General features: G+C 74.4%; 23 protein-coding genes and 1 pseudogene. 18 read left to right on the top strand and 6 right to left on the bottom strand.

Annotated features, from left to right (window positions below; all coding sequences use genetic code 11):
* The first annotated feature begins 7 nt into the window (after positions 1–7).
* The 6 genes and pseudogenes from Aeryth_RS14610 (at position 8) to Aeryth_RS14590 (ending at position 5676) form a co-directional block, all read left to right on the top strand.
* Entirely contained in the window at positions 8–2569 is a 2562-nt protein-coding gene (locus Aeryth_RS14610; RefSeq protein ID WP_202967675.1) for a cobyrinate a,c-diamide synthase, read from the top strand.
* Positions 2566–2757: pseudogene (locus Aeryth_RS18520) on the top strand (NAD(P)-dependent oxidoreductase); the annotation flags it as partial. The gene Aeryth_RS14610 and the pseudogene Aeryth_RS18520, both read left to right, overlap by 4 nt.
* A gap of 9 nt (positions 2758–2766) precedes the next feature.
* On the top strand, positions 2767–3546 hold the full coding sequence (gene cobA, locus Aeryth_RS14605; protein WP_335338736.1) for a uroporphyrinogen-III C-methyltransferase: 780 nt from the start codon (positions 2767–2769) through the stop codon (positions 3544–3546).
* Positions 3543–3974 (top strand): histidine phosphatase family protein, encoded by a 432-nt coding sequence (locus Aeryth_RS14600; protein ID WP_067860220.1) that lies wholly within the window; start codon positions 3543–3545, stop codon positions 3972–3974. The genes cobA and Aeryth_RS14600 overlap by 4 nt, the downstream gene beginning before the upstream one ends.
* Entirely contained in the window at positions 3971–4726 is a 756-nt protein-coding gene (locus Aeryth_RS14595; RefSeq protein WP_067860218.1) for an adenosylcobinamide-GDP ribazoletransferase, read from the top strand. Before Aeryth_RS14600 ends, Aeryth_RS14595 begins: the two co-directional genes overlap by 4 nt.
* Positions 4723–5676, top strand: a complete 954-nt coding sequence (locus Aeryth_RS14590) for a cobalamin biosynthesis protein (RefSeq protein ID WP_067860216.1) — start codon at positions 4723–4725, stop codon at positions 5674–5676. Before Aeryth_RS14595 ends, Aeryth_RS14590 begins: the two co-directional genes overlap by 4 nt.
* Here the strand turns inward: Aeryth_RS14590 and Aeryth_RS14585 are convergent.
* Together Aeryth_RS14585 and Aeryth_RS14580 are read right to left on the bottom strand one after the other, a co-directional pair.
* A complete protein-coding gene (locus Aeryth_RS14585; RefSeq protein WP_067860214.1) occupies positions 5630–6361 on the bottom strand; it encodes a cobalt-precorrin-6A reductase in 732 nt (243 codons plus the stop codon). The two genes, Aeryth_RS14590 and Aeryth_RS14585, sit on opposite strands and share 47 nt — an antisense overlap.
* Positions 6358–7872 carry a cobyric acid synthase gene (locus Aeryth_RS14580; RefSeq protein ID WP_067860212.1) on the bottom strand — a complete coding sequence of 505 codons (1515 nt, stop codon included), beginning with the start codon at positions 7870–7872 and terminating at the stop codon, positions 6358–6360. Before Aeryth_RS14580 ends, Aeryth_RS14585 begins: the two co-directional genes overlap by 4 nt.
* A 150-nt stretch (positions 7873–8022) precedes the next feature.
* On the opposite strand from Aeryth_RS14580, the gene Aeryth_RS14575 reads away from it, so the two are divergent.
* The gene (locus Aeryth_RS14575) at positions 8023–9171 is read left to right on the top strand and encodes a zinc-binding dehydrogenase (RefSeq protein WP_067860210.1); all 1149 of its coding nucleotides are present in this window, start codon (positions 8023–8025) and stop codon (positions 9169–9171) included.
* A gap of 58 nt (positions 9172–9229) precedes the next feature.
* Here Aeryth_RS14575 and Aeryth_RS14570 read toward each other — a convergent pair whose 3' ends face one another.
* Positions 9230–9826 (bottom strand): flavin reductase family protein, encoded by a 597-nt coding sequence (locus Aeryth_RS14570; protein WP_236749751.1) that lies wholly within the window; start codon positions 9824–9826, stop codon positions 9230–9232.
* A complete protein-coding gene (locus Aeryth_RS14565; RefSeq protein WP_067860208.1) occupies positions 9823–10872 on the bottom strand; it encodes an NAD(P)-dependent alcohol dehydrogenase in 1050 nt (349 codons plus the stop codon). Before Aeryth_RS14565 ends, Aeryth_RS14570 begins: the two co-directional genes overlap by 4 nt.
* 599 nt (positions 10873–11471) lie before the next feature.
* Between Aeryth_RS14565 and Aeryth_RS14560 the strand changes: the two genes are divergently transcribed.
* The 4 genes from Aeryth_RS14560 (at position 11472) to Aeryth_RS14545 (ending at position 15097) form a co-directional block, all read left to right on the top strand.
* Complete coding sequence (locus Aeryth_RS14560; RefSeq protein WP_067860206.1) at positions 11472–11651, top strand: helix-turn-helix domain-containing protein; 180 nt, start codon at positions 11472–11474, stop codon at positions 11649–11651.
* 91 nt (positions 11652–11742) lie between these two features.
* Positions 11743–12504 (top strand): meso-2,3-butanediol dehydrogenase, encoded by a 762-nt coding sequence (gene budC / locus Aeryth_RS14555; RefSeq protein WP_067860204.1) that lies wholly within the window; start codon positions 11743–11745, stop codon positions 12502–12504.
* A 119-nt stretch (positions 12505–12623) separates the two neighbouring features.
* Positions 12624–14171, top strand: a complete 1548-nt coding sequence (locus tag Aeryth_RS14550; RefSeq protein WP_067860202.1) for an AMP-binding protein — start codon at positions 12624–12626, stop codon at positions 14169–14171.
* A gap of 101 nt (positions 14172–14272) precedes the next feature.
* The gene (locus Aeryth_RS14545) at positions 14273–15097 is read left to right on the top strand and encodes a helix-turn-helix transcriptional regulator (protein WP_067860200.1); all 825 of its coding nucleotides are present in this window, start codon (positions 14273–14275) and stop codon (positions 15095–15097) included.
* A gap of 103 nt (positions 15098–15200) precedes the next feature.
* Here Aeryth_RS14545 and Aeryth_RS14540 read toward each other — a convergent pair whose 3' ends face one another.
* Positions 15201–15845 (bottom strand): TetR/AcrR family transcriptional regulator, encoded by a 645-nt coding sequence (locus Aeryth_RS14540; protein ID WP_067860198.1) that lies wholly within the window; start codon positions 15843–15845, stop codon positions 15201–15203.
* Positions 15846–15967: 122 nt separating this feature from the next.
* On the opposite strand from Aeryth_RS14540, the gene Aeryth_RS14535 reads away from it, so the two are divergent.
* The 7 genes from Aeryth_RS14535 to Aeryth_RS14505 are packed head-to-tail and all read left to right on the top strand — an operon-like array spanning position 15968 to position 22471.
* Positions 15968–17134, top strand: a complete 1167-nt coding sequence (locus Aeryth_RS14535) for a VOC family protein (protein ID WP_083516472.1) — start codon at positions 15968–15970, stop codon at positions 17132–17134.
* Positions 17131–18069, top strand: a complete 939-nt coding sequence (locus Aeryth_RS14530) for a fumarylacetoacetate hydrolase family protein (RefSeq protein ID WP_067860196.1) — start codon at positions 17131–17133, stop codon at positions 18067–18069. The genes Aeryth_RS14535 and Aeryth_RS14530 overlap by 4 nt, the downstream gene beginning before the upstream one ends.
* The gene (locus Aeryth_RS14525; protein ID WP_236749889.1) at positions 18066–18416 is read left to right on the top strand and encodes a DoxX family protein; all 351 of its coding nucleotides are present in this window, start codon (positions 18066–18068) and stop codon (positions 18414–18416) included. Before Aeryth_RS14530 ends, Aeryth_RS14525 begins: the two co-directional genes overlap by 4 nt.
* Entirely contained in the window at positions 18413–19960 is a 1548-nt protein-coding gene (locus Aeryth_RS14520) for a bifunctional 3-(3-hydroxy-phenyl)propionate/3-hydroxycinnamic acid hydroxylase (RefSeq protein ID WP_202967674.1), read from the top strand. Before Aeryth_RS14525 ends, Aeryth_RS14520 begins: the two co-directional genes overlap by 4 nt.
* A complete protein-coding gene (locus Aeryth_RS14515) occupies positions 19957–21153 on the top strand; it encodes a cytochrome P450 (RefSeq protein WP_067860191.1) in 1197 nt (398 codons plus the stop codon). Before Aeryth_RS14520 ends, Aeryth_RS14515 begins: the two co-directional genes overlap by 4 nt.
* Positions 21150–21344 (top strand): ferredoxin, encoded by a 195-nt coding sequence (locus Aeryth_RS14510; RefSeq protein WP_067860189.1) that lies wholly within the window; start codon positions 21150–21152, stop codon positions 21342–21344. Before Aeryth_RS14515 ends, Aeryth_RS14510 begins: the two co-directional genes overlap by 4 nt.
* Complete coding sequence (locus tag Aeryth_RS14505; RefSeq protein ID WP_202967673.1) at positions 21341–22471, top strand: NAD(P)/FAD-dependent oxidoreductase; 1131 nt, start codon at positions 21341–21343, stop codon at positions 22469–22471. The genes Aeryth_RS14510 and Aeryth_RS14505 overlap by 4 nt, the downstream gene beginning before the upstream one ends.
* Positions 22472–22487: 16 nt before the next feature.
* On the opposite strand, the gene Aeryth_RS14500 is transcribed toward Aeryth_RS14505, so the two are convergent.
* The gene (locus tag Aeryth_RS14500) at positions 22488–24140 is read right to left on the bottom strand and encodes an FAD-binding dehydrogenase (protein WP_067860187.1); all 1653 of its coding nucleotides are present in this window, start codon (positions 24138–24140) and stop codon (positions 22488–22490) included.
* Positions 24141–24254 lie beyond the last annotated feature (114 nt).

Below are 24254 nucleotides of genomic sequence, written 5' to 3'. Positions count from 1 at the left end.
GCATCCAGTGAGCACGCACCTGCCCCGCCTGGTGGTCGCCGCGCCGGCGTCGGGCCACGGGAAGACGACCATCGCGACCGGCCTCATGGCCGCGCTGTCGCGGTCGGGCCACCGCGTCTCGGGCCACAAGGTCGGCCCCGACTACATCGACCCCGGCTACCACGAGCTGGCCACGGGCCTGCCCGGCCGCAATCTCGATCCGCACCTCGCGGGGGAGGAGCGGCTGCTGCCGTTGCTGCTGCACGGTGCCGCCGGTTCCGACCTCGCGGTCGTCGAGGGCGTGATGGGCCTGCACGACGGCATGCTCGGCACCGACGGCTACGCCTCGACCGCCCACGTCGCCCGCGCCACGCACAGCCCGGTGGTGCTCGTGGTCGACGTGTCGTCGGCGTCGCGCTCCATCGCCGCGCTCGTGCACGGCATGGTCACGTTCGACACGTCGGTGCGGGTGGCCGGCGTCATCCTCAACAAGGTCGGCTCCACCCGCCACGCCGACGAGGTCGTCCGCGCGCTCGAGGGCACGGGCGTGCCGGTGCTCGGCATCGTGCACCGCGACGACGGCGTCGTGGCACCGTCGCGCCACCTCGGGCTCGTGCCGGCCGAGGAGCGCGACGACGCCGTGGCCGCGCTCGACCGGCTCGCCGCGCGGGTGGCCAAGGCCGTCGACCTGGAGGAGGTCGTGCGCATCGCGCAGTCCGCGCCGCCGCTCACCGGGGAGGCGTGGGACCCGGTCGCCGAGACCGCACCGCACACGACCGTCGTGCCGTCGCAGCGTCGGGTCGTCGCGGTGGCCGGCGGCCGCTCGTTCACGTTCCGGTACGCCGAGACGGCCGAGCTGCTCGACGCGCTCGGCTGCGACGTGCGGGTCTTCGACCCGCTGCACGACGAGGCGCTGCCCGAGGGCACGTCGGGCCTGTACCTCGGCGGCGGCTTCCCCGAGGTGCACGCCGCCACCATCTCGGCCAACGAGCCGCTGCGGCACGCCATCGCCGACGCCGTCGCCGCGGGCGTGCCGACCGTCGCGGAGTGCGCCGGTCTGCTGTACCTGTGCCGCACGCTCGACGGCGCCCCGATGGTCGGCGCGCTGCCGGCGGACGCCGCCATGACCCCGCGGCTGACGCTCGGCTACCGCACCGCCGTCGCGCCCGAGGAGCACCTGCTCGCGCCGGCCGGGGGCCGGGTGACCGGTCACGAGTTCCACCGCACCCACGTGACCCCCGCCCACCTCGGCCCGGACGACGCGGCCTCGGGGCTCTCCGTCGCCTGGACGAGCGCGCACGGTCCGGCCGGGTTCGCGAGCCCGACGCTGCACGCCTCCTACCTGCACACCCACTGGGCCGGCCACCCCCGCATGGCCGCCCGCTTCGCCGCAGCCGTGACTCGCTGGTCGAGTAGTCCGGACGGCGAGCGCCAGCGAGCTCGAACGGACGTATCGAGACCACTCGGCAACGGATCCGTGCACGTGGAGGTCCACGGATCCGTCGAGAGTGGTCTCGATACGCGGCGCCCGTTCGTACCTCACGGCGCCGCTGCTCGACCAGCGAAGAGTCGTGCGACCGACCCCCTGCGCCACCACGGCGACGTCGAGGCCACGGACGGCCTCGTCGACCTCGCCGTGAACGTGCACGACGGCCCTCGACCCCCGTGGCTCGACGACGCGCTGCGCGGCGCGCTCGAGCACGTCGGCCGCTACCCCGACGCGCGGGAGGCCGAGGCGGCCGTGGCGCACCGGCACACCCGACCCGTCGAGGAGGTGCTGGCCACCGCCGGCGCCGCCGAGGCGTTCACGCTGCTCGCGCGGGCCCGACCCTGGCAGCACCCGGTGGTCGTGCACCCGCAGTTCACCGAGCCCGACGTGGCCCTGCGCCAGGCCGGGTACGAGCCGCGCCACGTGCTCCTGGGGCACGACTTCGCGCTCGAGCCCGACGCGGTCCCCGACGCCGCCGACCTCGTGGTCGTCGGCAACCCGACCAACCCGACCGGGGTGCTGCACCCGGCGTGGGCGCTGCGTGCGCTCGTCCGTCCGGGACGCGTGGTCGTGGTCGACGAGGCGTTCATGGACGCCGTGCCCGGGGAGTCGGCCTCGCTCGCCGACGCACGCCTGCCGGGCGTGCTCGTGCTGCGCAGCCTGACGAAGCTCTGGAGCATCCCGGGCGTCCGCGCCGGCTACGCCCTGGGCGACGCCGACCTGGTCGCCGACCTGCGCGCCCAGCAGCCCCCGTGGTCGGTGTCGTCGCACGCCACCGCCGCGATCGTCGCCTGCACCTCCGACGACGCCCGCGCGGAGGCCGCCCGCCGTGCCTCGCAGGTCGCCCAGCACCGCGCCGTGCTCACCGACGGCCTCGACGCCCTCGGCGTGCGGCACCTGCCGTCCGCCGCGCCATTCGTGCTGGCCGAGGTCGGCACGGGCGTGCACGGCGCGCTGCGCTCCGCCGGCTGGGCCGTGCGCCGCGCCGACACGTTCCCCGGTCTCGACGACCGCTGGGTGCGCCTCGCCGTCCGCGCGCCCGACGTCGCCCGACGCTTCCTCGCAGCCCTCGAGATCGCCCTGCAGGAGGCACGCCCGTGAGTCGTGTGCTCGTCGTGGGCGGTGGCCTGCGCGCCGCGGCGGCCGTCTCCGCGCACCTCGCCCAGGGCCACACCGTCACGGTGGTGGCCGAGGAGCTCGTCGCCACCCTCGAGGACCTCGCCGACCGAGGTCTGGTGTCCTGGCACGCCCGCGCCCTCGTCCTCGACGACGTGCTCGAGTCCGACGTGGTGGTCCGGCTGCCCGACGGCCAGGGCACCCCCGCCGCCGAGCCCACGGGTGTTCCTCGACCGCAGCCGGGCGAGGTCGTGCTCGTCGGCGCCGGCCCGGGAGACCCCGACCTCATGACGGTCGGCGGCCAGCGCGCGCTCGCCCAGGCCGACGTCGTGGTCACCGACCGGCTCGTGCCCCTGGCGGCGCTCGACGCCGTCCGCGCCGACGCGCTCGTCATCGACGTGGCCAAGGTGCCCGGAGGCCGCTCCACGCCGCAGGAGACCATCAACGACCTGCTGGTCGAGCACGCCCTGGCGGGCCGTCGAGTGGTCCGGCTCAAGGGCGGCGACCCGTTCGTGTTCGGCCGTGGTGGCGAGGAGGCGCTGGCCTGCGCCGCCGCCGGCGTGCCCGTGCGCGTCCTGCCGGGCGTCACGTCCTCGGTCTCGGCGCCGGCCCTCGCCGGCATCCCCGTGACCCACCGCGGCACCACGCAGGGGTTCACGGTGGTCTCAGGCCACGTGCCGCCCGGCCACCCCGACTGCACCGTCGACTGGAAGGCGCTCGCCTCCACCGGCACGACCCTCGTCGTGCTCATGGGGGTGCGCACGCTGCCGGCGATCGCGGAGGCGCTCGTGCAGGGTGGTCTCGACCCCCGCACCCCCGCTGCGGTCGTGGCCGACGCGGGACTGCCGAGCCAGCGTCGCGTCGACGGGACCGTGGCCACCATCGCCGACGTCGTGGCCGAGAGCGGCATCGGCGCACCGGCCGTCACCGTGGTGGGGCACGTCGTGGACGTCCTGTCGTGATCCGCCTGTTCTGGATGCGTCACGGCGAGTCCACCTGGAACGTCGCCGGCCGCGAGCAGGGTCGGACGGCACACCCGCCGCTCACCGACCGGGGCCGCGCCCAGGTCGTCGCCGCCGCCGAGACGCTGACGCAGTCGGGCGTGACCGCCGTGGTGTGCTCGCCGCTGGTCCGGGCCCGCGAGAGCGCCGACCTCGTCGCCGCGCACCTGGGGCTCGACGTCGTGGAGGACCCGCTGCTCGTCGAGCGCGGCCTCGACGAGACGGTCGAGGACGTCCTGGGGCGGATCAGGACCTTCCTCGCCCGGCCGCCGCTCGACAGCACCGTCGTCGTCAGCCACGGCGACCTCATCGCCTACGCCCACGCCCTCCTGACGGGGTCGGCGCCGAGCCTGCCCGCGAACGCCGAGGTCCGGGTGACGGTGTCGTGACCCTCGACGCCTGGCGGCTCGCCGTCGGCACGCTCAGCGCGTGGCCGGTGCGGCCACCGCGCACCGTCGACCGCGACGTCGCCGGCCGGGCCATGCTGCTCGCACCGCTCGCCGTCCTCCCGCTCGCCGTGGCCGCCACCCTGCTCGTGCTGGTCGCCGACGCCGCCGGTCTCGCACCGTTCGTGACGGGCCTGCTCGTCGTCGCGCTGCTCGCGCTCGGCACCCGCGCGTTCCACCTCGACGGCCTCGCCGACACCGCCGACGGCCTCACGTCGTCGTACGAGCGCGAGCGCACGCTCGCCGTCATGCGCTCCGGCGACGTCGGGCCGGCCGGGGCCGCGGCCCTCGTGCTCGTGCTCGGGCTGCAGGCCGCTGGCGTCGCGGCGCTCGCCGCCTCCGACGCGGCCCTCGTGGTCGGCGCGGCCGTGCTGCTGTCGCGGGGGACCCTCGCGCTCGCCTGCGCCCGACCGGTGCCGGCCGGCGAGGGCTCCAGGCTCGGCGCCACGGTCGCGGGCACCGTGCCGGTGGTCGCCGCCGTGGCCGCCCTCCTGGTCTGGACCGCTCTGCTCGTGGGCAGCGGCCTGCTCGTCGACGTGCCGTGGTGGCGCACCCTCGTCGCCGCCGGCGTCGCCGTGGTCGTCCTGGCGCTGCTCCTGCTGCGGGCCCGGCGCCGGCTCGGCGGGGTCACCGGCGACGTGCTCGGTGCCGGGGTGGAGCTGACGCTCGCGGCGGTCCTGGTGGTGCTGTCGTGACGGCACCGAGCGCGAGGGCCGCCGGACTCGTCCTGGGCTTCGCCGCCGACCGTCTCCTCGGCGACCCGCAGCGCCTCCACCCGGTCGCCGGGTTCGGTCGCGCGGCAGCCGCCCTCGAACGTCGCACCTACGCCGACCGACGACCCGCGGGCGTCGTCCACGTCGGCCTGCTCGTCGGCGGCAGCGCGCTGGCGGGCGTCGTCGCGCAGGCCACGGCGAGGCGTCGCGGGTCCCTGGCCGAGACGCTGGTGGTGGCCGGCTGCACGTGGGCCGTCCTCGGCGGTCGCTCCCTCGAGCGCGAGGCGCTCGCCGTGCACGACCACCTCGTCGCCGACGACCTGCCGGCGGCCCGCCGGCGCGTCACGCACCTCGTCGGCCGCGACCCCAGCGTCCTCGACGCCGCCGGCGTCGCGCGTGCCACCGTCGAGTCGGTGGCCGAGAACACCTCCGACGCGGTCGTCGCCCCGCTCGTGGCCGGCGCCGTCGCCGGGGTGCCGGGCCTGCTCGCGTACCGCGCCGCGAACACGCTCGACGCCATGGTCGGGCACCGCACACCGCGTCTCGAGCGGTTCGGCTGGGCCGCCGCCCGCCTCGACGACCTGCTCAACCTCGTGCCCGCACGGCTGTCCGCCGCGCTCGCCGCCGTCGCCGCCCCGCTCGTCGGCGGCAGCCCCGCGGCAGCCGTCCGCGCCTGGGCGCGCGACGCCCGGCACCATCCCAGCCCCAACGCGGGCCCCGTCGAGGCGGCGTTCGCGGGGGCGCTCGGCGTGCAGCTGGGCGGCGTCAACGTCTACTTCGGCCGCACGGAGGACCGGCACACGCTGGGCGACGGACGCCCCGTCGCGCCCGCCGACGTCGCCCGCGCCACGCGGCTCGCGCTGCTGGTCGACGTCGGGGCGCTGCTCAGCTGCGTGCTCGTGCCCAGGCTGCTGCGTCGTCGACGTCGCTGACCGTCTCGACGCCCTCGGGCGGCGCCGGGCGACGCACGACCACCACGGCGGCACCGCGCTCCGCGGCCACGTCGAGCTTCGCCACCGTGTGCTCGCCGCCGGAGTCCTTCGTGACGACCACGTCGACGTCGTGCTTCGCGAGCAGCGAGCGCTCCGACGCGAGGTCGTAGGGCCCGCGGCTCTGCAGCAGCGTCCAGGCCGGCGGCAGCGGCACCTCGGGCTCGTCGACCACCCGCACCAGTGCGGGCACGTCGCGCAGCGGCTCGACGAACGGGGCGAGCCCCTGACGTCCGATGCTCAGGAACGGCCGGCGCCCCAGCCTCGCGGTCGCCGCGGCGGCCTCCTCGTGCGAGTCGACCCAGTGCCAGCCGTCGGCGTCGGGGCGGGTCGACCAGCCCGGGCGCTCGAGCCGCAGCAGCGGCACGCCCTCGGCCGCGCAGGCCAGCGCGGCGTTGCGCGAGATGCCCGCCGCGAACGGGTGCGTCGCGTCGACCACTGCGGTCACGTCCTCGTCGCGCAGGTAGGCCCGCAGGCCGTCGACGCCGCCGAAGCCGCCGATCCGGGTCTCGCCCACAGGCATCCGCGGCCGGGCGACGCGGCCGGCCAGCGACGACGTGAACCGCAGTCCCTCGAGCGAGCGCGCGAGCGCACGGGCCTCGGCCGTGCCTCCCAGCAGCAGCATCATGCGACGCTCCCCGCTCCCGGGGGCAGCAGCGGCAGGTCGGCGGGTGCGCCGTCGCGGGCGAGCGTCCAGAGCGCGTCGACGTCGAGGTGCGCCTCCACGAGGTCGCCCAAGCGGTCCAGCCGCGCCTCGCGCAGCGCCCCGAAGGACACGTCGGAGTCCGGCAGGGTCGTGCCCGCCGCAGCCGCCACCTCCGCGAGGAACGCGTGCCGGAACGCGTCGCCCTCGAGGCTGCCGTGCCACATCGTGCCCATGACCGCGCCGCGTCGTGCGCCGGCCAGGAACTCCTCGTCGGCACCCCGCGTGATCCGGCCGTGGTGGATCTCGTAGCCCGACGTCGTCGCACCCAGCGCCTCGCCGACGGGGAGCCGGAGCACCTTCTCCGTGCCGAACGTCGTCTCCACGTCGAGCAGCCCCAGACCCTCGACGCTGCGCGGCGTCGACGCCTCGACCGCGTCAGGGTCGTGCACCTGCCGGCCGAGCATCTGGAACCCGCCGCAGATCCCCAGCACTGGGCGCCCGGCCCGCGCGTGCGCGACGACGGCGCGGTCCAGGCCCCGGGACCGCAGCCACGCCAGGTCGTCGATGGTGGCCCGGGTGCCCGGCAGCACCACCAGGTCGGCGTCGGCGACGTCGCGCGGGTCGGACACGAACACCACGTCGACCCCGGGCTCCACGCCGAGGGCGTCGACGTCGGTGAAGTTGCTGATCCGGGGCAGTCGCACCACCGCGACCCGCAGGGCCCCCGCGGTGCCGGAGCGCCTCCCCTCCAGGTCGAGCGCGTCCTCGGAGTCGAGCCACAGCGTCGGGTCCCACGGGAGCACCCCCAGGAACGGCCGACCGGTGAGCTCCGTCAGCCGGCCGAGGCCCGGCTCCAGCAGCGAGACCTCCCCGCGGAACTTGTTGACCACGAACCCCGCCACGAGCGCCTGGTCGGCCGCGTCGAGCAGGGCCACCGTTCCGTGCAGCGCGGCGAACAGCCCGCCGCGGTCGATGTCGCCCACCACGACCACCGGCATCCGCGCGTGCTGCGCGAGCCCGAGGTTCACGTAGTCCGACGCGCGCAGGTTGATCTCGGTCGGCGAACCGGCACCCTCGGCCACGACCACGTCGTGCCGCGCGGCCAGGTCGTCGAACGCCGCGTGGGCCGCCTGCGCGAGGTGGCGCCGCCCCTCGACGAAGTCCGTCGCGTCCACGACCCCGCCGGGCCGACCCATGACCACGGCATGGCTGCGCCGGTCGCTGCCCGGCTTCAGGAGCACCGGGTTCATCGCCACCTCCGGGGTGGCGCGGGCCGCGAGCGCCTGCACCCACTGGGCCCGGCCGATCTCACCGAAGCCGGCGTCGGCGTCGTGCCCCAGCGGGACGACCATCGAGTTGTTCGACATGTTCTGCGCCTTGTAGGGCGCGACCCGGAGGCCGCGGCGCGCGAACGCCCGGCAGATCCCCGTGGTGACCACGCTCTTGCCGGCGTCGGAGGTGGTGCCGGCGACCAGCAGCCCAGGTGTGCGCATCGGGGCCAGCGTAGGCGGTGCCCGCTGGTTCCCATCAACTGATGGGAACCAGCAGCTCACCATGGTTCCCTCCGCTCCCCATCGGGATCATCCGCAGGTGAGCGAGGGAGAACCATGGTGAGTGGACGGCGCGGGCCGCAGACTGTCCCCATGCGTGCCGTCGTCTGCCACGAGCAGGACCTCCAGGTGACCGAGCTGCCCGATCCCGTGCCCGGCCCCGGCCAAGTGCTCCTGAGGGTGCTGCGCACCGGCATCTGCGGGTCCGACCTGCACGCCCGCGTGCACAGCGACGCCACCGCCGACATGGCTGCCGAGGTCGGCTACGACCACTTCATGCGGTCCGGCTCACCCGTCGTCCTCGGCCACGAGTTCGTCGGCGAGGTCGTGTCCTACGGTCCGCGCACCCGCGGTCGGTGGAAGCCGGGCACCCGCGTCGTGTCGATGCCGCTGCTCGAGACCGACGACGGGCTGCACATGACCGGCCTGTCGCCGCACGCGCCCGGCGGCTACGCCGAGCTGATGGTCGTCTCGGAGGCGGTCACGTTCGAGGTGCCCGACGGCGTCGACGTCGAGCACGCCGCCACCACCGAGCCGCTCGCCGTCGCCTGGCACGCCGTGCGCAAGGGTCGGGTGGGCCGCAAGGACGTCGCCGTCGTCGTCGGCTGCGGACCGATCGGCCTCGCCGTCGTCCTCATGCTGAAGGCGCACGGCGTGCGGACCGTGGTGGCCAGCGACTACTCCCCAGGCCGACGCGCGCTGGCCGAGCGGTGCGGCGCCGACGTCGTCGTCGACCCGGCGGTCGAGTCCCCGTGGGACCGCTTCGCCGACGACTCGCGGTACCTGACGACCGCGCCCGACCTCATGCAGCTCGGGATGAGCACCATGAAGCGGCTGCGGGCCGTCCCGTTCCTGCCGTGGCCACGGGTGTTCCAGGCGGCCGAGAAGCTGGGCGCGCTCCCGACCGGTCCGGTCGTCTTCGAGTGCGTGGGCGTGCCCGGCATCATCGAGCAGGTCGTCACCGCAGCTCCGCTGCAGTCGCGCATCGTCGTGGTCGGGGTGTGCATGGAGCCCGACACGTTCCGCCCGTCGATGGCGATCAACAAGGAGGTCGAGCTGCGCTTCGCGTTCTGCTACGACCCGGCCGAGTTCCACACCACGCTGCAGATGATCGCCGCCGGCACGGTCGACCCCTCGCCGCTGCTCACCGGCACCGTGGGGCTCGACGAGGTCGCCGACGCGTTCGCCTGGCTCGCCGACCCAGAGCAGCACGCCAAGATCCTGGTCGACCCGAGCCGCTGACAGCGCTGCGGCCCCACGATTCCCAGGGCGGCATGGGAATCGTGGGACCGCAGTCGTGTCAGGGCGCGTCGGTGGGGCGGGGGAGCGTGAACGGGACGCTGGGCGGCGCCCACTCCTCCTTGCCGAGCCGGGTCATCGGAGCCAGCCGGTCGAACTCGGGGTGGCCGTCGACGAGCACGTGGTCGGCGACGCTGAACAGCAGCACCTCGGCGAGGACGAGGGTGGAGTCGCCGAGCTCCGTGGTCGAGTGCAGCCGGCACTCGATCGACGCGGGGGAGTCGACGACGCGCCGCGGCGCGACCAGCTCGCTCGGCTCGGTGGCCAGCCCCAGTGCCTCGGCCTCGTCGATGCCGTGCTCGTACGGCGCGCTCGACCCGTTGATGGCGTCGGTGAGCGGCTGCGTCGCCAGGTTCACGACCAGCTCGCCGGTCTCGCGCACGTTGCGCAGCGTGTCCTTCTCGCCCACCGACGTGAACGCGAGGATCGGCGGGTTCGCGCACGCGACCGTGAAGAACGAGTGCGGTGCCAGGTTGCCCCGGCCCTGCGCGTCGACCGTGCTGATCCAGGCGATGGGTCGGGGGACGACGAGGGCGGTCATCAGCCGGTACGGCTCGACCCCCTCGTCGCCCACGACGAGCCTGGTGCGCAGGCTCACGGCGCGAGGGTGGCGACGTCGATGACGGCGCGGTAGCGGACGTCGCCGTCGACGACCTTGTCGTAGTACTCGTCGACCTGGTCGGCCGAGATGACCTCGACGGTGGCGGTGATGTCGTGCTCGGCGCAGAAGTCGAGCATCTCCTGCGTCTGCGGCAGACCGCCGACCATCGAGCCCTCGACCGCGCGACGCATGGTGAGCAGCGAGAACGCGCCGACCTCGAGCGCGTCGCTGGGGGCGCCGAGGTTGATCATCCGGCCGCCACGGTCGAGCAGGCCGAGGTACTCATCGAGCGGCACGGAGGCGCCGACGGTGTTGAGGATGATGTCGAAGGAGCCGCGCAGCTTCTTCAGCGCACCCTTCTCCTCGGTGGCGACGTACTCCGACGCGCCGAACGCGAGGCCGTCCTCCTTCTTGGCGTCGGTGCGGCTGAGCACGGTGACCTTCGCGCCGAGCGCGGCAGCGATCTTGACGGCCACGTGGCCGAGCCCGCCCATGCCGATGACGCCGACGCGCGAGCCCTCGGTGACGCCGTGGCGCACCAGCGGGGCGTACGTCGTGATGCCGGCGCACAGCAGCGGCGTCGTGCCGGCGAGGTCGACGCCGTCGGGCACCTTCACCGCGAAGTGGTCGCGGACGACGACCTGCTCGCTGTAGCCGCCGTAGGTCACCTCGCCGTCGTAGGTCTTGGCGGAGTAGGTCTGCACGACGCCCTGGTCGCAGAACTGCTCCTCGCCGTCCTTGCAGGCGTCGCACTCCAGGCAGGAGTCGACGAAGCAGCCGACGCCCACCGTGTCGCCGACGGCGTGCGTGGTGACGTCGGACCCGACCTCCTCGACCGAGCCGATGATCTCGTGACCGGGCGTCATCGGGAAGATCCCGGCGCCCCACTCGTCGCGCGCCTGGTGGATGTCGGAGTGGCAGATCCCGGCGTACTTGATCTTGATGCGCACGTCGTTCGGCTTCAGGTCACGTCGCTCGAGGTCGACGGTCTCGAACGGCTTGCCGGCGTCGGGGACGGACAGGGCGGAGACGGTGGTAGTCATGTCGTCCACGGTAGGCACGCCCCCCGACCCCCGCAGCGCGAGCGAGCAGCATCACCCCCACGTCCCGCCGGTCGAGTAGTCGACGCTGCGACGAAGGAGCTGGCGGAGGCGTATCGAGACCATTCCAAGCGGGCGCTGGGAGTCAAGCCACGCTGAGCCGTTGCCGGGTGGTCTCGATACGCATCCACGGCGCTCGTTCCTCGCGCGTGGCCGCTACTCGACCAGCGGAGGTGTTCGCTGGTCGAGTAGTCGACGTCGCGACGAAGGAGCTGACGGAGACGTATCGAGACCACTCTGGGCGGTCGCTGGGGATTGGCCCGCGCTGAGCTGTTGCCGGTGGTCTCGATACGCAGGGACCTCGCAAGCTCGTCCCTGCTACTCGACCAGCGAAACCTTTCGCTGGTCGAGTGCCTCCACGAGCGCCGGCGAGGGGAGGTGTATCGAGACCACTCTGGGCGGTCGCTGGGAGTTGGTCCACGCTGATCCGTTGCAGGGTGGTCTCGATACGCGGCCACGGCGCTCGTCCCTCGCGCGTGGCCGCGACTCGACCAGCGGACGGTGTCGCTGGGCGAGTCGCGACGCGGCACTACGCTGGGGGCATGTCGTCGCAGCTGACCGTCGCCGAGGCCGCCGCGTTGCTCGGCGTGGCGACGGCGGAGGTGCACCGGCTCATCGCGACCGGGCGGGTCGAGCACCAGCTGGCCTGCTCCGGACGGTGCGAGCTGCTCGTCAGCGCCGAGTCGGTCGAGGCGCTGCGTTCGGCCGCCGGTCGGGCCTGACCTCGACGGTCGTCGCCCTCCTGGGTCGGCGCGCCGGGGCCGCGGTCCCGTGCTTCGATGAGGACGACGACGAGGACGCAGGAGGCATCACATGGGCAGGTTCGACGGCGACGTCGTGATCGTGACGGGCGGCGGGTCCGGCATCGGGGCCGCGACGGCGCGCCGCTTCGCGTCCGAGGGGGCGACGGTGGTCGTCGCGGGACGCCGCGAGGAGAAGCTGCGCGAGGTCGCCGAGTCCGCCGACGGCACCGTCGTGCCGCACCGCTGCGACGTCAGCGACGTGGCGGCGGTCGAGGAGCTCGTCGCCTCGACCGCCGAGACCCACGGCCGGCTCGACGTGCTCGTCAACAACGCCGGCATCGGACCGTCCGGGCCCGTGCCCGACGTCGACCGCGACGCCTGGGACGAGACGCTGGCGATCGTCCTCGGCGGCGTGTTCCACACGTCCCGCGCGGCGCTGCCCCACCTGCTCGAGACGCGCGGCAGCATCGTCAACGTCTCGTCGGTCTCCGGGGTCGGGGGCGACTGGGGCGCCGCCGCCTACAACGCGGCGAAGGGCGGCGTCACGAACCTCACCAGGGCCATGGCGCTCGACCACGCCGAGGCGGGGGTGCGGGTGAACGCGGTCGCACCGAGCCTGACGAAGTCGGAGATGACGGCGGGGATGGCCGACGACCAGGAGCTGCTCGACCGCTTCTGGGACCGGCTCCCGCTCGGTCGCGCGGCCGAGCCCGAGGAGGTCGCGTCGGTGATCGCCTTCCTCGCGAGCGACGACGCCTCGTTCGTCAACGGCGTCGTGCTGCCGGTCGACGGCGGCCTCACGGCGTCGAACGGGCAGCCCCGCCTGGGCTGAGGTCACGGTCCGGGCCCGCGACCCGGACCCACCTTCGAGGGTGTTGGCGCCGCACGCGACGGGCGCAGTCTCGAGGCGGCCGCCTGCCGAGGCGGCTCCGACTCGTGAAGGAGACCCCCATGACCCTCCAGGCGCGCCCGACGGACGTGGTCGACGACCTGCTGGCGACGTACGCCGACGTCGGCGCGGACGCGGCCTACCTCGCGTGCGACCGGCACGACCCGGCCGCGACCGCGTTCGTGCTCGTCGACGACGACCTCGTCGCGACGCCGTTGACGTACGGCGAGCTCGCCGAGGAGTCGCGACGGATGGCGGCCCTGCTGCGCGAGCACGGTGTCGCGCGCGGCGACCGCGTTCCGGTGCTGCTGGGCAAGCGACGTGAGCTGCCCGTGACGCTGCTGGCGCTGTGGCGCCTCGGTGCCGTGCACGTGCCGCTGTTCACGGCGTTCGCCACCGGTGCGATCCGCACGCGGGTGGAGGGGTCGTCGGCCCGCGTCGTCGTCACCGAGCCCGACCAGCGCAGCAAGCTCGACCCGCTGCCGGGGCTCGACGTGCTGGAGGTGGGCCCGGCGCTCGAGCACGAGCTGTCGACCGTCGAGCCGGTCGCCGAGCGGGTGGCGGTCGGCGGCGACGGCACGATCATGCAGCTGTTCACCAGCGGCACGACCGGCAGCCCGAAGCCGGTCACGGTGCCGCTGCGCGCGCTGGCGTCGTTCCACGTCTACCTGCAGCTGTCGCTCGACGTGCGCGAGGACGACGTGTTCTGGAACGCCGCCGACCCGGGCTGGGCGTACGGCCTCTACTACGGGCTGGCTGGTCCTCTCGTGGCCGGTCGGCCCAACGTGCTGCACACCGCCGGGTTCACGCCGGCCGGGACGGTCGCGGTCGTCGAGCGCCTCGGCGTCACGAACTTCGCCGGCGCCCCGACGATGTACCGCGCCATCAGCAAGAGCGGTCTCGTCGAGCACCTGCCGCTGCGGCGGGCGTCGTCGGCGGGCGAGCCCCTGACCCCGGACGTGCTGGCGTGGGCCCGGCGGGTGCTGGGGATCGAGGTGCGCGACCACTACGGCCAGACGGAGCTGGGCATGGTGATCTGCAACAGCTGGAACGACGACGTCGCCCGTCCGGTCAAGGACGGGTCGATGGGGGTGCCGATGCCCGGCTACGCCGCGGACGTCGTCGACGGGCAGATCGCGATCGACGTGCCCGCCAGCCCGCTGTTCTGGTTCGAGGGCTACCACGGCGACCCGGAGAAGACGGCCGAGCGGTTCAGTCCCGACGGCCGCTGGTACCTCACCGCCGACACGGGCTCGGTCGACGAGGACGGCTACTTCCAGTTCACGGCCCGCGACGACGACGTGATCCTGGCGGCGGGCTACCGCATCGGCCCGTTCGACGTCGAGAGCGTGCTCATCACGCACCCGTCGGTCGTCGACGTCGCCGTTGTCGGGCGGCCGGACCCCGAGGGGGTCCGCGGCGAGGTCGTGGAGGCGTTCGTGGTGCTGGCCGATGGGGTGCAGGACGGGCCGGAGCTGCACGCCGAGCTGACCGCCCTGGTGCGCGACGGCTACTCGCGGCACGCCTACCCGCGGCGCATCCACGTGCTCGACGCGCTGCCGAAGACGCCGAGCGGCAAGGTCCAGCGGTACCTGCTGCGCTCGCTGTGACGAGGCAAGGGGCGACGATCCGCTCGTACCCTCGAAAGGAGGGAGGGCGTGACGTGAGGGGCCTGGCTCGCTACTGTGACCGGCGACACAGGAGGTGCCCGATGCCCGACCACCTGGCCCCGCAGGAGGTCCTCTCGCGGGGGCTCGACGACCTGCGCCGCGTGACCGGCCTGCCGCTGGTCATGGGCGGGCTCGTGCGCAGCCGCGAGCACTTCACGATCTCCGAGCTCCGCGGGGCGCTGACCACGTCGCTGCACCAGCTGCGGGTGCGTCAGGGGGAGGGCCTGGGCGGCAAGACGCTGGCCACCCGTCGGCCGGCGGCGGTCAGCGCCTACCCGCGCTCGGCGGCGATCACCCACCGCTACGACCGTTGGGTGGCACCCGAGCGGCTGCAGTCGGTGGTGAGCATCCCCGTGGGTGCGGAGGGACGGCAGCCGTCGGCGATCGTCTACCTGTGCGACCGGCGCAGCGAGCGGCTCGGTCTCGCCGTCGTCGACGCGGCGCGACCCGTGCTCGCGGGCCTCGCCGCCGACCTCGGGGCGGCCACGGCCGTCGAGGAGCGGGTGCGGGCGATCAGCCTGCGGGCCGCGCCGGCGACCGACGACCCGCACGACCTGGCGCGCGAGCTCCGGCAGGTGGCGGATCTGACCACCGACCCGAGCACGCGAGCGCGCTTGGAGGCCGTGCTCGCGCGACTGCCCGGCCAGGGCGCGAGACGCCCGGCCGGCCCCCATCCGCTGGGTCGACGCGAGGTGGAGGTGCTGCGGCTGGCCGAGGAGGGTGCGACGAACGTCGAGATCGCCGACGCGCTCGGCCTCGTCGAGAGCACCGTGAAGTCCTACATGAAGTCGGCGATGGCGAAGCTCGGCGCGGAGAACCGCGTCAAGGCGGCCCGCGCCGCCAGGACGCAGGGCCTGCTCGACTGAGGGGCCGCGCGCCCACCTCCATCCCGCCGCGTCCTGCGGACCTGATGACGGTCCTCGCCGCGCAGATCGTCACGAGGTGCACACGCCGCGGGGTGGGTGGGGCCTAGGCGTCGACGTGCGGCAGGGGCAGCGCGCAGAGCCGCTCGGCCTCGGCCGCGTCGAGCCCGAGCATGCGCAGCAGCTGGCCGGTCAGCTCCTCGACGTCGTCGACGGCGACCAGGTCGGGGTGCGACGAGCGCAGGCGCAGGAAGCCGAGGAGGGATCCCCCCACGGTGCTGAGGGCCAGCGGCAGGTGGGTGACGGTGAAGCGTCCGGCCGCCATCGCGTCCGCGAGGTCGCGCGTGGCCCGCGGCGCGAGACCGTCCTCGAGGTCGAGCAGGTCGAGGCCGAACTGGTTGAGCACGTCGGCGAGCGCGGGGTGGGTCCAGGCGAGCCGCGCCGAGATCCGGAACGACAGCGCGAAGCGGGTGGCCGGGTCGTCCGTGTCGGCGACGGCGGCGTCGATGAGCCGGGCCCACTCCTCCAGCACGTGGGCGGTCGCGGCCTGGAAGAGCTCCTCCTTGCTCGTGAAGTGGTTGTAGAAGGAGCCGAAGCCGACGTCGGCCGCGTCGGTGATCTGCTGGATGGTGGCCGTCGCGGCGCTGCCGTCGACGATGAGCCGCTCCGCCGCGGCGAGCAGGGCCGCGCGCGTGCGCGCCCGTCGTCGGTCGACGCGGGGGCCGTCGCTCGTGCTCGTGCCGTCGCGCATCTCGTCCCTCCTCCGCTGCCGTCGGGCCAGCCTAGTGGTCGGCTCGTGCGGTCCTGGGGCTTGTCCCGACCACGGCCAGCACCTATATTGATGATCTCATCAGAAATGTAGGGATTCATCAGATGTTGGCACCCGACCTTGCGCACGACGCCAGCCACGAGCACGCCCACGACCACAGCCACCGCGACCTGCACAGCGAGCAGGGGCGTCGGCCGGGCGAGCACGTGGGCCGGTCGGCGCAGCCGGTGATCAAGGTGCGCGACCTCGCGTGGCTGGAGTTCGAGAAGCCCGACCTCGCGGCTGCGGAGGTGTTCGCGCACGCGTTCGGGTTCAGCACGACCTACCGGAGCGCGACCGAGTTGAACCTGCGGGGCGCGCTGCCCGGCGCGCCGTGCGTGGTCGTGCGGAAAGGTCGGGGGTCGCGGTTCGTGGGACCGGCGTTCGCCGCCGAGACGGCTGACCTGCTGCGGCTCTCGGAGCACACCGGCGTGCCCGTCCGTCGCCTCCCCGAGCACCTCGGCGGCCACGTGGTCGACCTGCGCGAGCCCGCGGGCGCGCGCGTGCGGGTCGTCGCCGACGTCGTCGAGCACCCCGCGCTGCCGACGCAGCAGCCGCAGACGCTCAACGTCGGGTCGGACGTCGAGCGGGTCAACGCCACGCAGCGCCCGCCGCGGCAGCCGGCCGTCGTGGAGCGCCTCGGCCACGTGGTCCTGCAGTCCGACCGCTACCTCGCCTCGCTCGACTGGTACCTCGACCACCTGGGCCTGATCGTCTCGGACTTCCTGTTCTTCCCGGGCCAGCGTGACCGCGGCCCGACGATGGCCTTCATCCGCTGCGACCGGGGCAGCGAGCCCGCCGACCACCACACGCTGGCCATGACCCTCGGACCCCGCAGCCGCTACGTGCACTCCGCGTACCAGGTGGCCGACCTCGACGCGCTCGCCGCCGGCGGCGAGCACCTGCGCGACCTCGGCTACCGGCACTCCTGGGGCATCGGCCGGCACATCCAGGGCAGCCAGCTGTTCGACTACTGGCGCGACCCCGACGGCTTCCTCGTCGAGCACTTCAGCGACGGCGACCGCTTCGACGCCTCCCTCGAGCCGGGCTGGGCCGAGATGACGGCCAGCGGCCTCGCCCAGTGGGGCCCGCCCGCCACCGCCGACTTCCTCGGGGTCGCACCCGGCAAGGAGTCGCTGCGGGAGCTGCTGTCGATGACCACCGCCCTGCGCTCGGACAACGAGTTCGACCTCGACCGCCTCCTCGGACTGATGAAAGTGGCCCGCTCATGACCCTCCCCGTCCTCCGCACCGCCGACGCGTGGTGGCTGCGCCGCCCCGACGGTGCCGTCCGCGTCGCGACGTCGGCGACGACGACCGCCGAGCTCCTCGCCGACCGGGCCGCCGTGCTCGCGGCCCGCGACGGCGGCGACCCCGTGCCGGTCGACTCGCTCGCCCTCGTCTCTCCGGTCACCGCGCCGTGCCGCGTGGTCGCCCAGATGGCGAACTACGCCAGCCACGCGAAGGACGCGGGCATGGACCCGTCGCGGGTGCCGCTCGCCTTCTTCCGCAAGTCGTCGGGCTCGATCAGCGGCCCGTCCGACCCGATCGTGCGGCCCGCGCACGTGACGCTGCTCGACTACGAGGTCGAGCTGGGCCTCGTGGTCGGCCGCGCGGTCACGGCGGGGGAGGAGGTCGCAGCCTCCGACCTGCCCGACCTCGTCGCCGCGCTCGTGGTGGCGAACGACGTCTCCGCGCGGGACCTCCAGCTGCCCAAGACGCAGTTCTACGAGTCCAAGTCCTACCGCACGTTCACCCCGGTCGGCCCGGTCCTGCTGGTCCTCGAGGACGGCGAGCTCGAGCGTCTGCCCGAGCTGCGGCTGCGGCTGTGGGTCGACGGCGAGCTGCGCCAGGACGAGCTGGCCTCCGACATGATCTACCGCCCCGCCGAGGCCCTCGCCGCCCTCGCGCGGTTCCAGGACCTCGCACCCGGCGACCTCGTCCTCACCGGCACGCCGGCGGGCACCGCGCTGAGCGCTCCGCCGGCCATCGTCGAGAAGGTGGGAGCCCTCCTCCCGCCGCACGTGAAGTGGCGGATCTTCCTCGGCAAGCAGGTGAAGGACCGGCGCTACCTGCAGGACGGCAACCTCGTCGAGGCGTCCATCGCCACCGACGACGGTGCGCTCGACCTCGGTGCCCAGCGCACGGTGGTGCGGTGGACGCGATGAGCGTCGCGACGGTGCTCCTCGTCGTCGTCAGCGTCGTGCTCGGGGCGACCGGGCTGCTCAAGCTGGTCGCCGCGACGCCGATGCGTGAGCGTGCGCAGCACTTGGGCTACCCGGTCGCGGCGTTCCGTGCGGCGGGCGCCTTGGAGCTGCTTGGCGTGGCAGGCCTGTGGGTGGGCCGCGCCGCGTCGGGTCCGCTCGCGACGACCGCGCTCGTGGCGCTGCTCGTCCTCATGGCCGGCGCGGTCGTGTCGCACCTGCGCGTCGGGGACGGCATCGCGGCCGTGGCGCCGGCGCTCGTGGTGGCGGCGCTGCTCGTGGCGCTCCTGGCGCTGGGCGTCGCACCGTGAGCCCGACGCTGCCCGTCGTCGTGGTCGGTGCCGGCCCCACCGGCAGCGCCGCCGCCCTGGCCCTCGCGGCGCGCGGCGTGCGCTCGGTGGTGGTCGAGCGGTGGCCCGAGGTGTACCCGCAGCCGCGCGCCGTGCACCTGGACGACGAGGTCTACCGGGTGCTCGTGCGGCTCGGGCTCGAGGACGACCTGGCCCGGCTGACCCGCCCGTGCGCCGGCCTGCGCCTCGTCGACGCCGACCTGCGGGTGCTGGCCTCGTTCGACCGCTCGGGCGCGTCGCCGGGGACGGGCTACCCGCGGGCGAACATGTTCGACCAGCCGGTGCTCGACGCCGTGCTCCGCGAGCGGCTGCGCTCGACTCCGGAGGTCACGTTGCTCACGGGCCGCGAGGTGGTCGGTGTCGAGCAGGAGTCGGCCGACCATGTGGTGGTGCTGCACCGCCCGCTCGACGACGACGGGCCGCAGGAGCGACTCGAGGCGTCGTTCCTGCTCGGCTGCGACGGTGCCAACAGCGTCGTTCGGCGGGAGGTCGGCGGTCGGATGGTCGACCTCGGCTTCGAGCAGCGCTGGCTCGTGGTCGACGTCGACACCGACGTCGACCTCGGCCACTGGGACGGCGTGCACCAGGTCTGCGACAGCACCCGGGCCGCCACCTTCATGCGTGTCGGCGCGCGCCGGTACCGGTGGGAGCTGCGGCTGCTCGACGACGAGACCGCCGACGACCTCGCGTCGCTGCCGGCGGTGCTCCCGCTGCTGCGTCCGTGGCTCGGCGCCGTCGACGCGGCCGACCTGCAGCTCGTCCGCTCGACGGGCTACACGTTCCGCGCCGCGGTCGCGGAGCGGTGGAGGTGGGACCGCGTGCTCGTGCTGGGCGACGCGGCACACCTGACGCCACCGTTCGTCGGCCAGGGCATGGGCGCGGGCATCCGCGACGTCGACAACCTCGTCTGGAAGGTCGCGGGCGTGCTCGACGGCTCGCTGCCGGCCGACGTGCTCGACACCTACGAGGTCGAGCGCTCCGCGCACGCCCGGGCGATGATCCTGCTGGCCCGTCGGGTCGGCGTGCTCATGAGCTCCGGCGGTCGGGTGGGCGACCACGCGCGCGGGGTCGTGCTCCCGATCGTCGCCCGGTCGGCGAGGCTCTACGCCGGTGCGGTGGACAGCGCCACGCCCGCGCTGGTGCGTTCCTCCCTCGTGCTGAGGTCGCGCGGCGACCGGCTGGCGGGGCGCCTGTGCCCGAACGTGACCGGCGGCGGAGCGACCCTCGACCGCCTGGTCGGCCTCCGGTGGGCCCTCGTCACGTCGAAGCCGCCGTCGCCGTCGGTCGCGGAGGAGCTCGCGTCGCGCGACGTGGCCGTCGTCGAGGTCGGCCCTGCCGCGGGTGGGACCCTCGACGGCCTCGCCACCTGGCTCGCCGAGGCGGGCTGCGCCGCCGCCCTCGTGCGACCCGACCGCACCGTCATGGCGTCCGGGCCCGACCTGCCCGCGCTGGTCGCGACCGCGACGTCCCTCCTGCTGCCCGCCCGGACCGAGGCCCTCGTATGAAGCCGACAGCACCCACCTACCGTCCCGACGTCTACGCCACCCGGGCGATCCTCGACCCCTACCCGCACTACCGACGCATGCGTGAGCTCGGTCCGGTCGTGTGGCTGCCGCGGCAGCGCGCGCACGCCGTCGTGCACCACGCGCCCTGCAAGGAGGTGCTGCTCGCCGACGACCGGTTCCGGTCGGAGCGGGGCGTGGCGCTCAACCCGGTGGCCAACCGGCTCAGCCGCGGCACGACCCTCAACAGCGACGACGCCGACCACGAGCGCCGACGTCGTCTGCTCGCCGGCCGGCTGACACCGAAGGCGCTGCGGTCGATGCGCGAAGAGGTCGAGCTGCGCGCGGACGCCGTCGTCGAGGCCGCCGTGTCGCGCGGCGAGGTCGACGGTGTCGTCGACGTCGCCCGCGCGCTGCCGACGTCGTTCGTGCCCGACCTGATCGGCTGGCCGCGCGAGGGCCGGGAGCACCTCCTGCCCTGGGCCGGGGCGACCTTCGACTGCCTGGGCCCGGCGAACGCACGGACGCTCCGCGCGGCACCGCGGACCCTGCGCATGATGCGCTTCGCCCGCTCCGTCGTGCGTCGCGGCGACGTGCTGCCGGGGTCGATGGGCGCCGACCTGCTCGCGAAGGTCGAGTCCGGCGAGGTCCGTCGCGAGGAGTGCCCGGCGCTCATGATCGACTACCTGGCACCGTCGCTCGACACGACGATCAGCGCGATCGCGAGCACACTCTGGCTGCTCGCGACGCACCCCGACCAGTGGCAGGCGCTGCGCGCCGACCCGTCCCTCGTCCCCAACGCGGTCAACGAGGTCGTGCGCGTGGAGTCGCCGCTGCGTGCGTTCTCGCGCTGGGTCGCCGCTGACACCGAGGTCGCCGGCACGCCGCTGCACCGTGGGTCGCGCGTGGTGGTGCTCTACGCCTCCGCCAACCGCGACGAGCGCGTCTGGGACCGGCCCGACGACGTCGACGTCACCCGCGACGCCAGCCAGCAGCTCGGGTTCGGCCAGGGCGTGCACGGCTGCGCGGGCCAGGGCCTCGCCCGCCTGGAGACGCAGGCGATCCTGCGCTCGCTGCTGGAGCGCGTCGACCGGCTCGAGCTCACGGGCTCCCCGACCTGGGGCCGCAACAACATCATCCACTCGCTCGACCGGCTGCCGCTGCGGCTGGTCCCTCTCCGAAAGGCCGCACCATGAGGATCATCGCCGACTACGACCGCTGCGAGGGCCACGGGCTCTGCGTCGACCAGGCGCCCGAGGTCTTCGACCTCGACGACGACGGCGAGCTCGTGCACCACCTCGAGGACCAGGACGTGCCTGCGGCGCTGGAGGAGGCGGCGGGGCGCGCCGTCGACTCCTGCCCGGTGGCCGCCCTGCGGCGCGCGTGAGCACCCGTCCGCCGCGTCGGGTGCTGGTCGTCGGCGGGTCGACGGCGGGGTCCACCGCGCTGCGCGAGCTGCGCCGCCGGGGCTTCGACGGTCGGCTCACCCTGCTCGACCCGCTCGACGGCACCCATCGTCCGCCGTTGTCGAAGGCCGTCCTGGCCGACGCGGCGCACGAGGCGTCGGTGCTCATGGACCTCGGGTCGCTCGACGTCGTCCGCGTGCCGTCGGCGGCGGCCTCGCTCGACGTCGACGCCCGCGTGGTGACCGAAGTCGACGGCGGCGAGCACGGCTACGACGCGTTGCTCGTGGCCACGGGCGGCCGAGCACGACGGCTCGCTACGGCGGGTCAGGACGGCGAGCTGGTGCTGCGGACGGTCGCCGACGCGCGGCTGCTGCGCGAGCGGCTCGCGGCGGCGGCCTCGGTCGTGGTGGTCGGGGCAGGGTTCCTCGGGCTGGAGGTGGCCACGGCCGCACGGCGGACCGCGGCGACGGTGACCGTCATCGACCCGGAGCCGCCCCTCGTGCGGCTGCTCGGCGACCACCTCGCGACCGTGCTGGTGGGACGCGCGACCGACTACGGCATCACCCTCCGGCGCTCCGCGGTGCGCCTGCACGGCAGCCCGGTGCGCGGCGTGGAGCTGGACGACGGCAGCGTGCTCGAGGCCGACGTCGTCGTGACCTGCGCCGGCGACGTGCCCGAGACCGCCTGGCTGGAGGGCAGCGGTGTGGCCGCACCGCAGGGCGTGCCGGTGGACGCGTCGTGCCGCAGCCGTCGGGACGGCGTGTGGGCGGCCGGCGACGTCGCGGCACCCGTCGTCGACGGTGTGGCCGTGCGCCGACCGCTCTGGGCCAACGCGGTCACCCAGGGTCGGGTGGCGGCGGCGTCGATGCTCGGCCAGGAGGTCGACGCCCCGGTCCTCGACGACTACGCCTGGACCGAGGTCGCCGGGACGTCGCTGAAGGTGGTCGGACGGCTGCCCTGCTCCGGCACGCCCCGGGTCCTCGAGGAGTCCGCGGACGGCGGTCGGCTGCTCGCCTTCGGCGCCGACACGGTGGCGGCGGTCGGGCTCCGGCGCCCCGTCCCGCGGCTGCGTCGAGCGCTGGCCGAGCTCAAGGCGTCCGGGGCCTGAAGCCCAACGCCGGACCTCAGCCCACCCGCTCCGCTGCGGCCCGACCGGCGACGCGGCCGGAGAAGAGGCAGCCACCGAGGAAGGTGCCCTCGAGGGCGTTGTAGCCCATCATCCCGCCTCCGCCGAAGCCGCTGACCTCACCGGCCGCGTAGAGCCCGGGCAGGGGCGCGCCGTCGCTCGTCAGGCAGCGGCCGGAGAGGTCGGTCTCCAGGCCGCCGAGGGTCTTGCGGGTGAGGATGTTGAGACGGACGGCGATGAGCGGTCCGTTCTTCGGGTCGAGGAAGCGGTGCGGCGTGGCGACGCGGACCAGCTTGTCGCCGCGGTAGCGCCGCGCGCCGCGCATCGCGGTGATCTGCGCGTCCTTCGTGAAGTCGTTGTCGATCTCGCGGTCGCGCGCCTCGACGAGCCGACGCAGCGCGTCGACGTCGACCGTCGCGTCGTCGTCACCGACGCGGTTCATGCCGGCGACGAGCTCCTCGAGCGTGTCGGCGACGACGAAGTCCTCGCCGTGCGTCTTGAACTTCTCGATCGGTCCCGGTGCGCCAGGACGGACGCGCGAGAGCAGCAGCTTGACGTCCTTGCCGGTGAGGTCGGGGTTCTGCTCCGAGCCGGAGAGCGCGAACTCCTTCTCGATGACCTTCTGGGTGAGCACGAACCACGAGTAGTCGTGGCCGGTGCCGCGCAGGTACCGCAGGGTGCCGAGGGTGTCGAAGCCCGGGAAGTACGGCGCGGGCAGCCGGGCGCCGGTCGCGTCGAGCCAGAGCGACGACGGCCCGGGCAGGATGCGGATGCCGTGGTTCTCCCACACCGGGTCCCAGTTGCGCAGGCCCTCCACGTACGCCCAGAGCCGGTCGGGGTTGATGACCGAGGCGCCCGCGTCCTGCGTGACGGCGAGCATGCGACCGTCCACGTGGGCCGGCACGCCGGCGACCATCGTGGCCGGGGGAGTGCCGAGCCGCTCGGGCCAGACCTTGCGGACGAGGTCGTGGTTGCCGCCGATGCCGCCCGACGTCACGATCACGGCCTGCGCACGCAGCTCGAAGTCGCCGACCACGGTGCGGCTCGACGCGACGCCACGGTCGACGCCGGTGGGCTCGAGCAACGATCCGTGGGCGCCGACCACCACGCCGTCCTCGACGACGAGGCCGTCGACCTGGTGGCGGAAGGCGAACCGGATGCGTCCGGTCGTCACGTGCTCGCGGACGCGTCGCTCGAACGGGGCGACGACGCCGGGCCCGGTGCCCCACGTCAGGTGGAAGCGGGGCACGGAGTTGCCGTGGCCCTCGGCCCGACCGTCGCCGCGCTCCGCCCACCCCACGACGGGGAAGAGCCGCAGGCCCATGCCGTGCAGCCACGACCGCTTCTCGCCGGCGGCGAAGTCGAGGTAGGCCTCGGCCCAGCGCCGCGGCCATGCGTCCTCCGCGCGGTCGAACTGCGCGCTGCCCATCCAGTCCTGCTCGGCGAGCTCGCGGGAGTCCTTGACGCCCATGCGCCGCTGCTCCGGGGAGTCGACGAGGAACAGTCCACCGAGGCTCCAGAACGCCTGCCCGCCGAGGTTCTGCTCGCCCTCCTGGTCGAGCAGCAGCACGCTGCGACCACGGTCGGCGGCCTCCGCCGCGGCGACGAGACCGGCCAGGCCGGCTCCGATGACGATGACGTCGGCGTCCATGCGTGCTCCTTCGTGTGCGAGCCGGGTGCGGGGTCGCTGTCACCTAGGATGCATTCGCAGGGCGCGAGGGACCATGGTCTTCATCATCTGGTGAGCAACGACGTCGCGTGCAAG

The organism is Aeromicrobium erythreum, from assembly GCF_001509405.1.
Classification (GTDB): Bacteria; Actinomycetota; Actinomycetes; order Propionibacteriales; family Nocardioidaceae; genus Aeromicrobium; species Aeromicrobium erythreum.
This window is presented reverse-complemented; position numbering and strand designations above follow the sequence as displayed.

Excerpts from the sequence above, each read along its gene's own strand:
- Aeryth_RS14585 (WP_067860214.1), bottom strand. The coding sequence starts at position 6,361 with ATGATGCTGCTGCTGGGAGGCACGGCCGAGGCCCGTGCGCTCGCGCGC.
- Aeryth_RS14580 (WP_067860212.1), bottom strand. The coding sequence starts at position 7,872 with ATGCGCACACCTGGGCTGCTGGTCGCCGGCACCACCTCCGACGCCGGC.
- Aeryth_RS14575 (WP_067860210.1), top strand. The coding sequence starts at position 8,023 with ATGCGTGCCGTCGTCTGCCACGAGCAGGACCTCCAGGTGACCGAGCTG.
- Aeryth_RS14565 (WP_067860208.1), bottom strand. The coding sequence starts at position 10,872 with ATGACTACCACCGTCTCCGCCCTGTCCGTCCCCGACGCCGGCAAGCCG.
- Aeryth_RS14560 (WP_067860206.1), top strand. The coding sequence starts at position 11,472 with ATGTCGTCGCAGCTGACCGTCGCCGAGGCCGCCGCGTTGCTCGGCGTG.
- budC (WP_067860204.1), top strand. The coding sequence starts at position 11,743 with ATGGGCAGGTTCGACGGCGACGTCGTGATCGTGACGGGCGGCGGGTCC.
- Aeryth_RS14550 (WP_067860202.1), top strand. The coding sequence starts at position 12,624 with ATGACCCTCCAGGCGCGCCCGACGGACGTGGTCGACGACCTGCTGGCG.
- Aeryth_RS14545 (WP_067860200.1), top strand. The coding sequence starts at position 14,273 with ATGCCCGACCACCTGGCCCCGCAGGAGGTCCTCTCGCGGGGGCTCGAC.
- Aeryth_RS14540 (WP_067860198.1), bottom strand. The coding sequence starts at position 15,845 with ATGCGCGACGGCACGAGCACGAGCGACGGCCCCCGCGTCGACCGACGA.
- Aeryth_RS14535 (WP_083516472.1), top strand. The coding sequence starts at position 15,968 with ATGTTGGCACCCGACCTTGCGCACGACGCCAGCCACGAGCACGCCCAC.
- Aeryth_RS14530 (WP_067860196.1), top strand. The coding sequence starts at position 17,131 with ATGACCCTCCCCGTCCTCCGCACCGCCGACGCGTGGTGGCTGCGCCGC.
- Aeryth_RS14525 (WP_236749889.1), top strand. The coding sequence starts at position 18,066 with ATGAGCGTCGCGACGGTGCTCCTCGTCGTCGTCAGCGTCGTGCTCGGG.
- Aeryth_RS14515 (WP_067860191.1), top strand. The coding sequence starts at position 19,957 with ATGAAGCCGACAGCACCCACCTACCGTCCCGACGTCTACGCCACCCGG.
- Aeryth_RS14510 (WP_067860189.1), top strand. The coding sequence starts at position 21,150 with ATGAGGATCATCGCCGACTACGACCGCTGCGAGGGCCACGGGCTCTGC.
- Aeryth_RS14500 (WP_067860187.1), bottom strand. The coding sequence starts at position 24,140 with ATGGACGCCGACGTCATCGTCATCGGAGCCGGCCTGGCCGGTCTCGTC.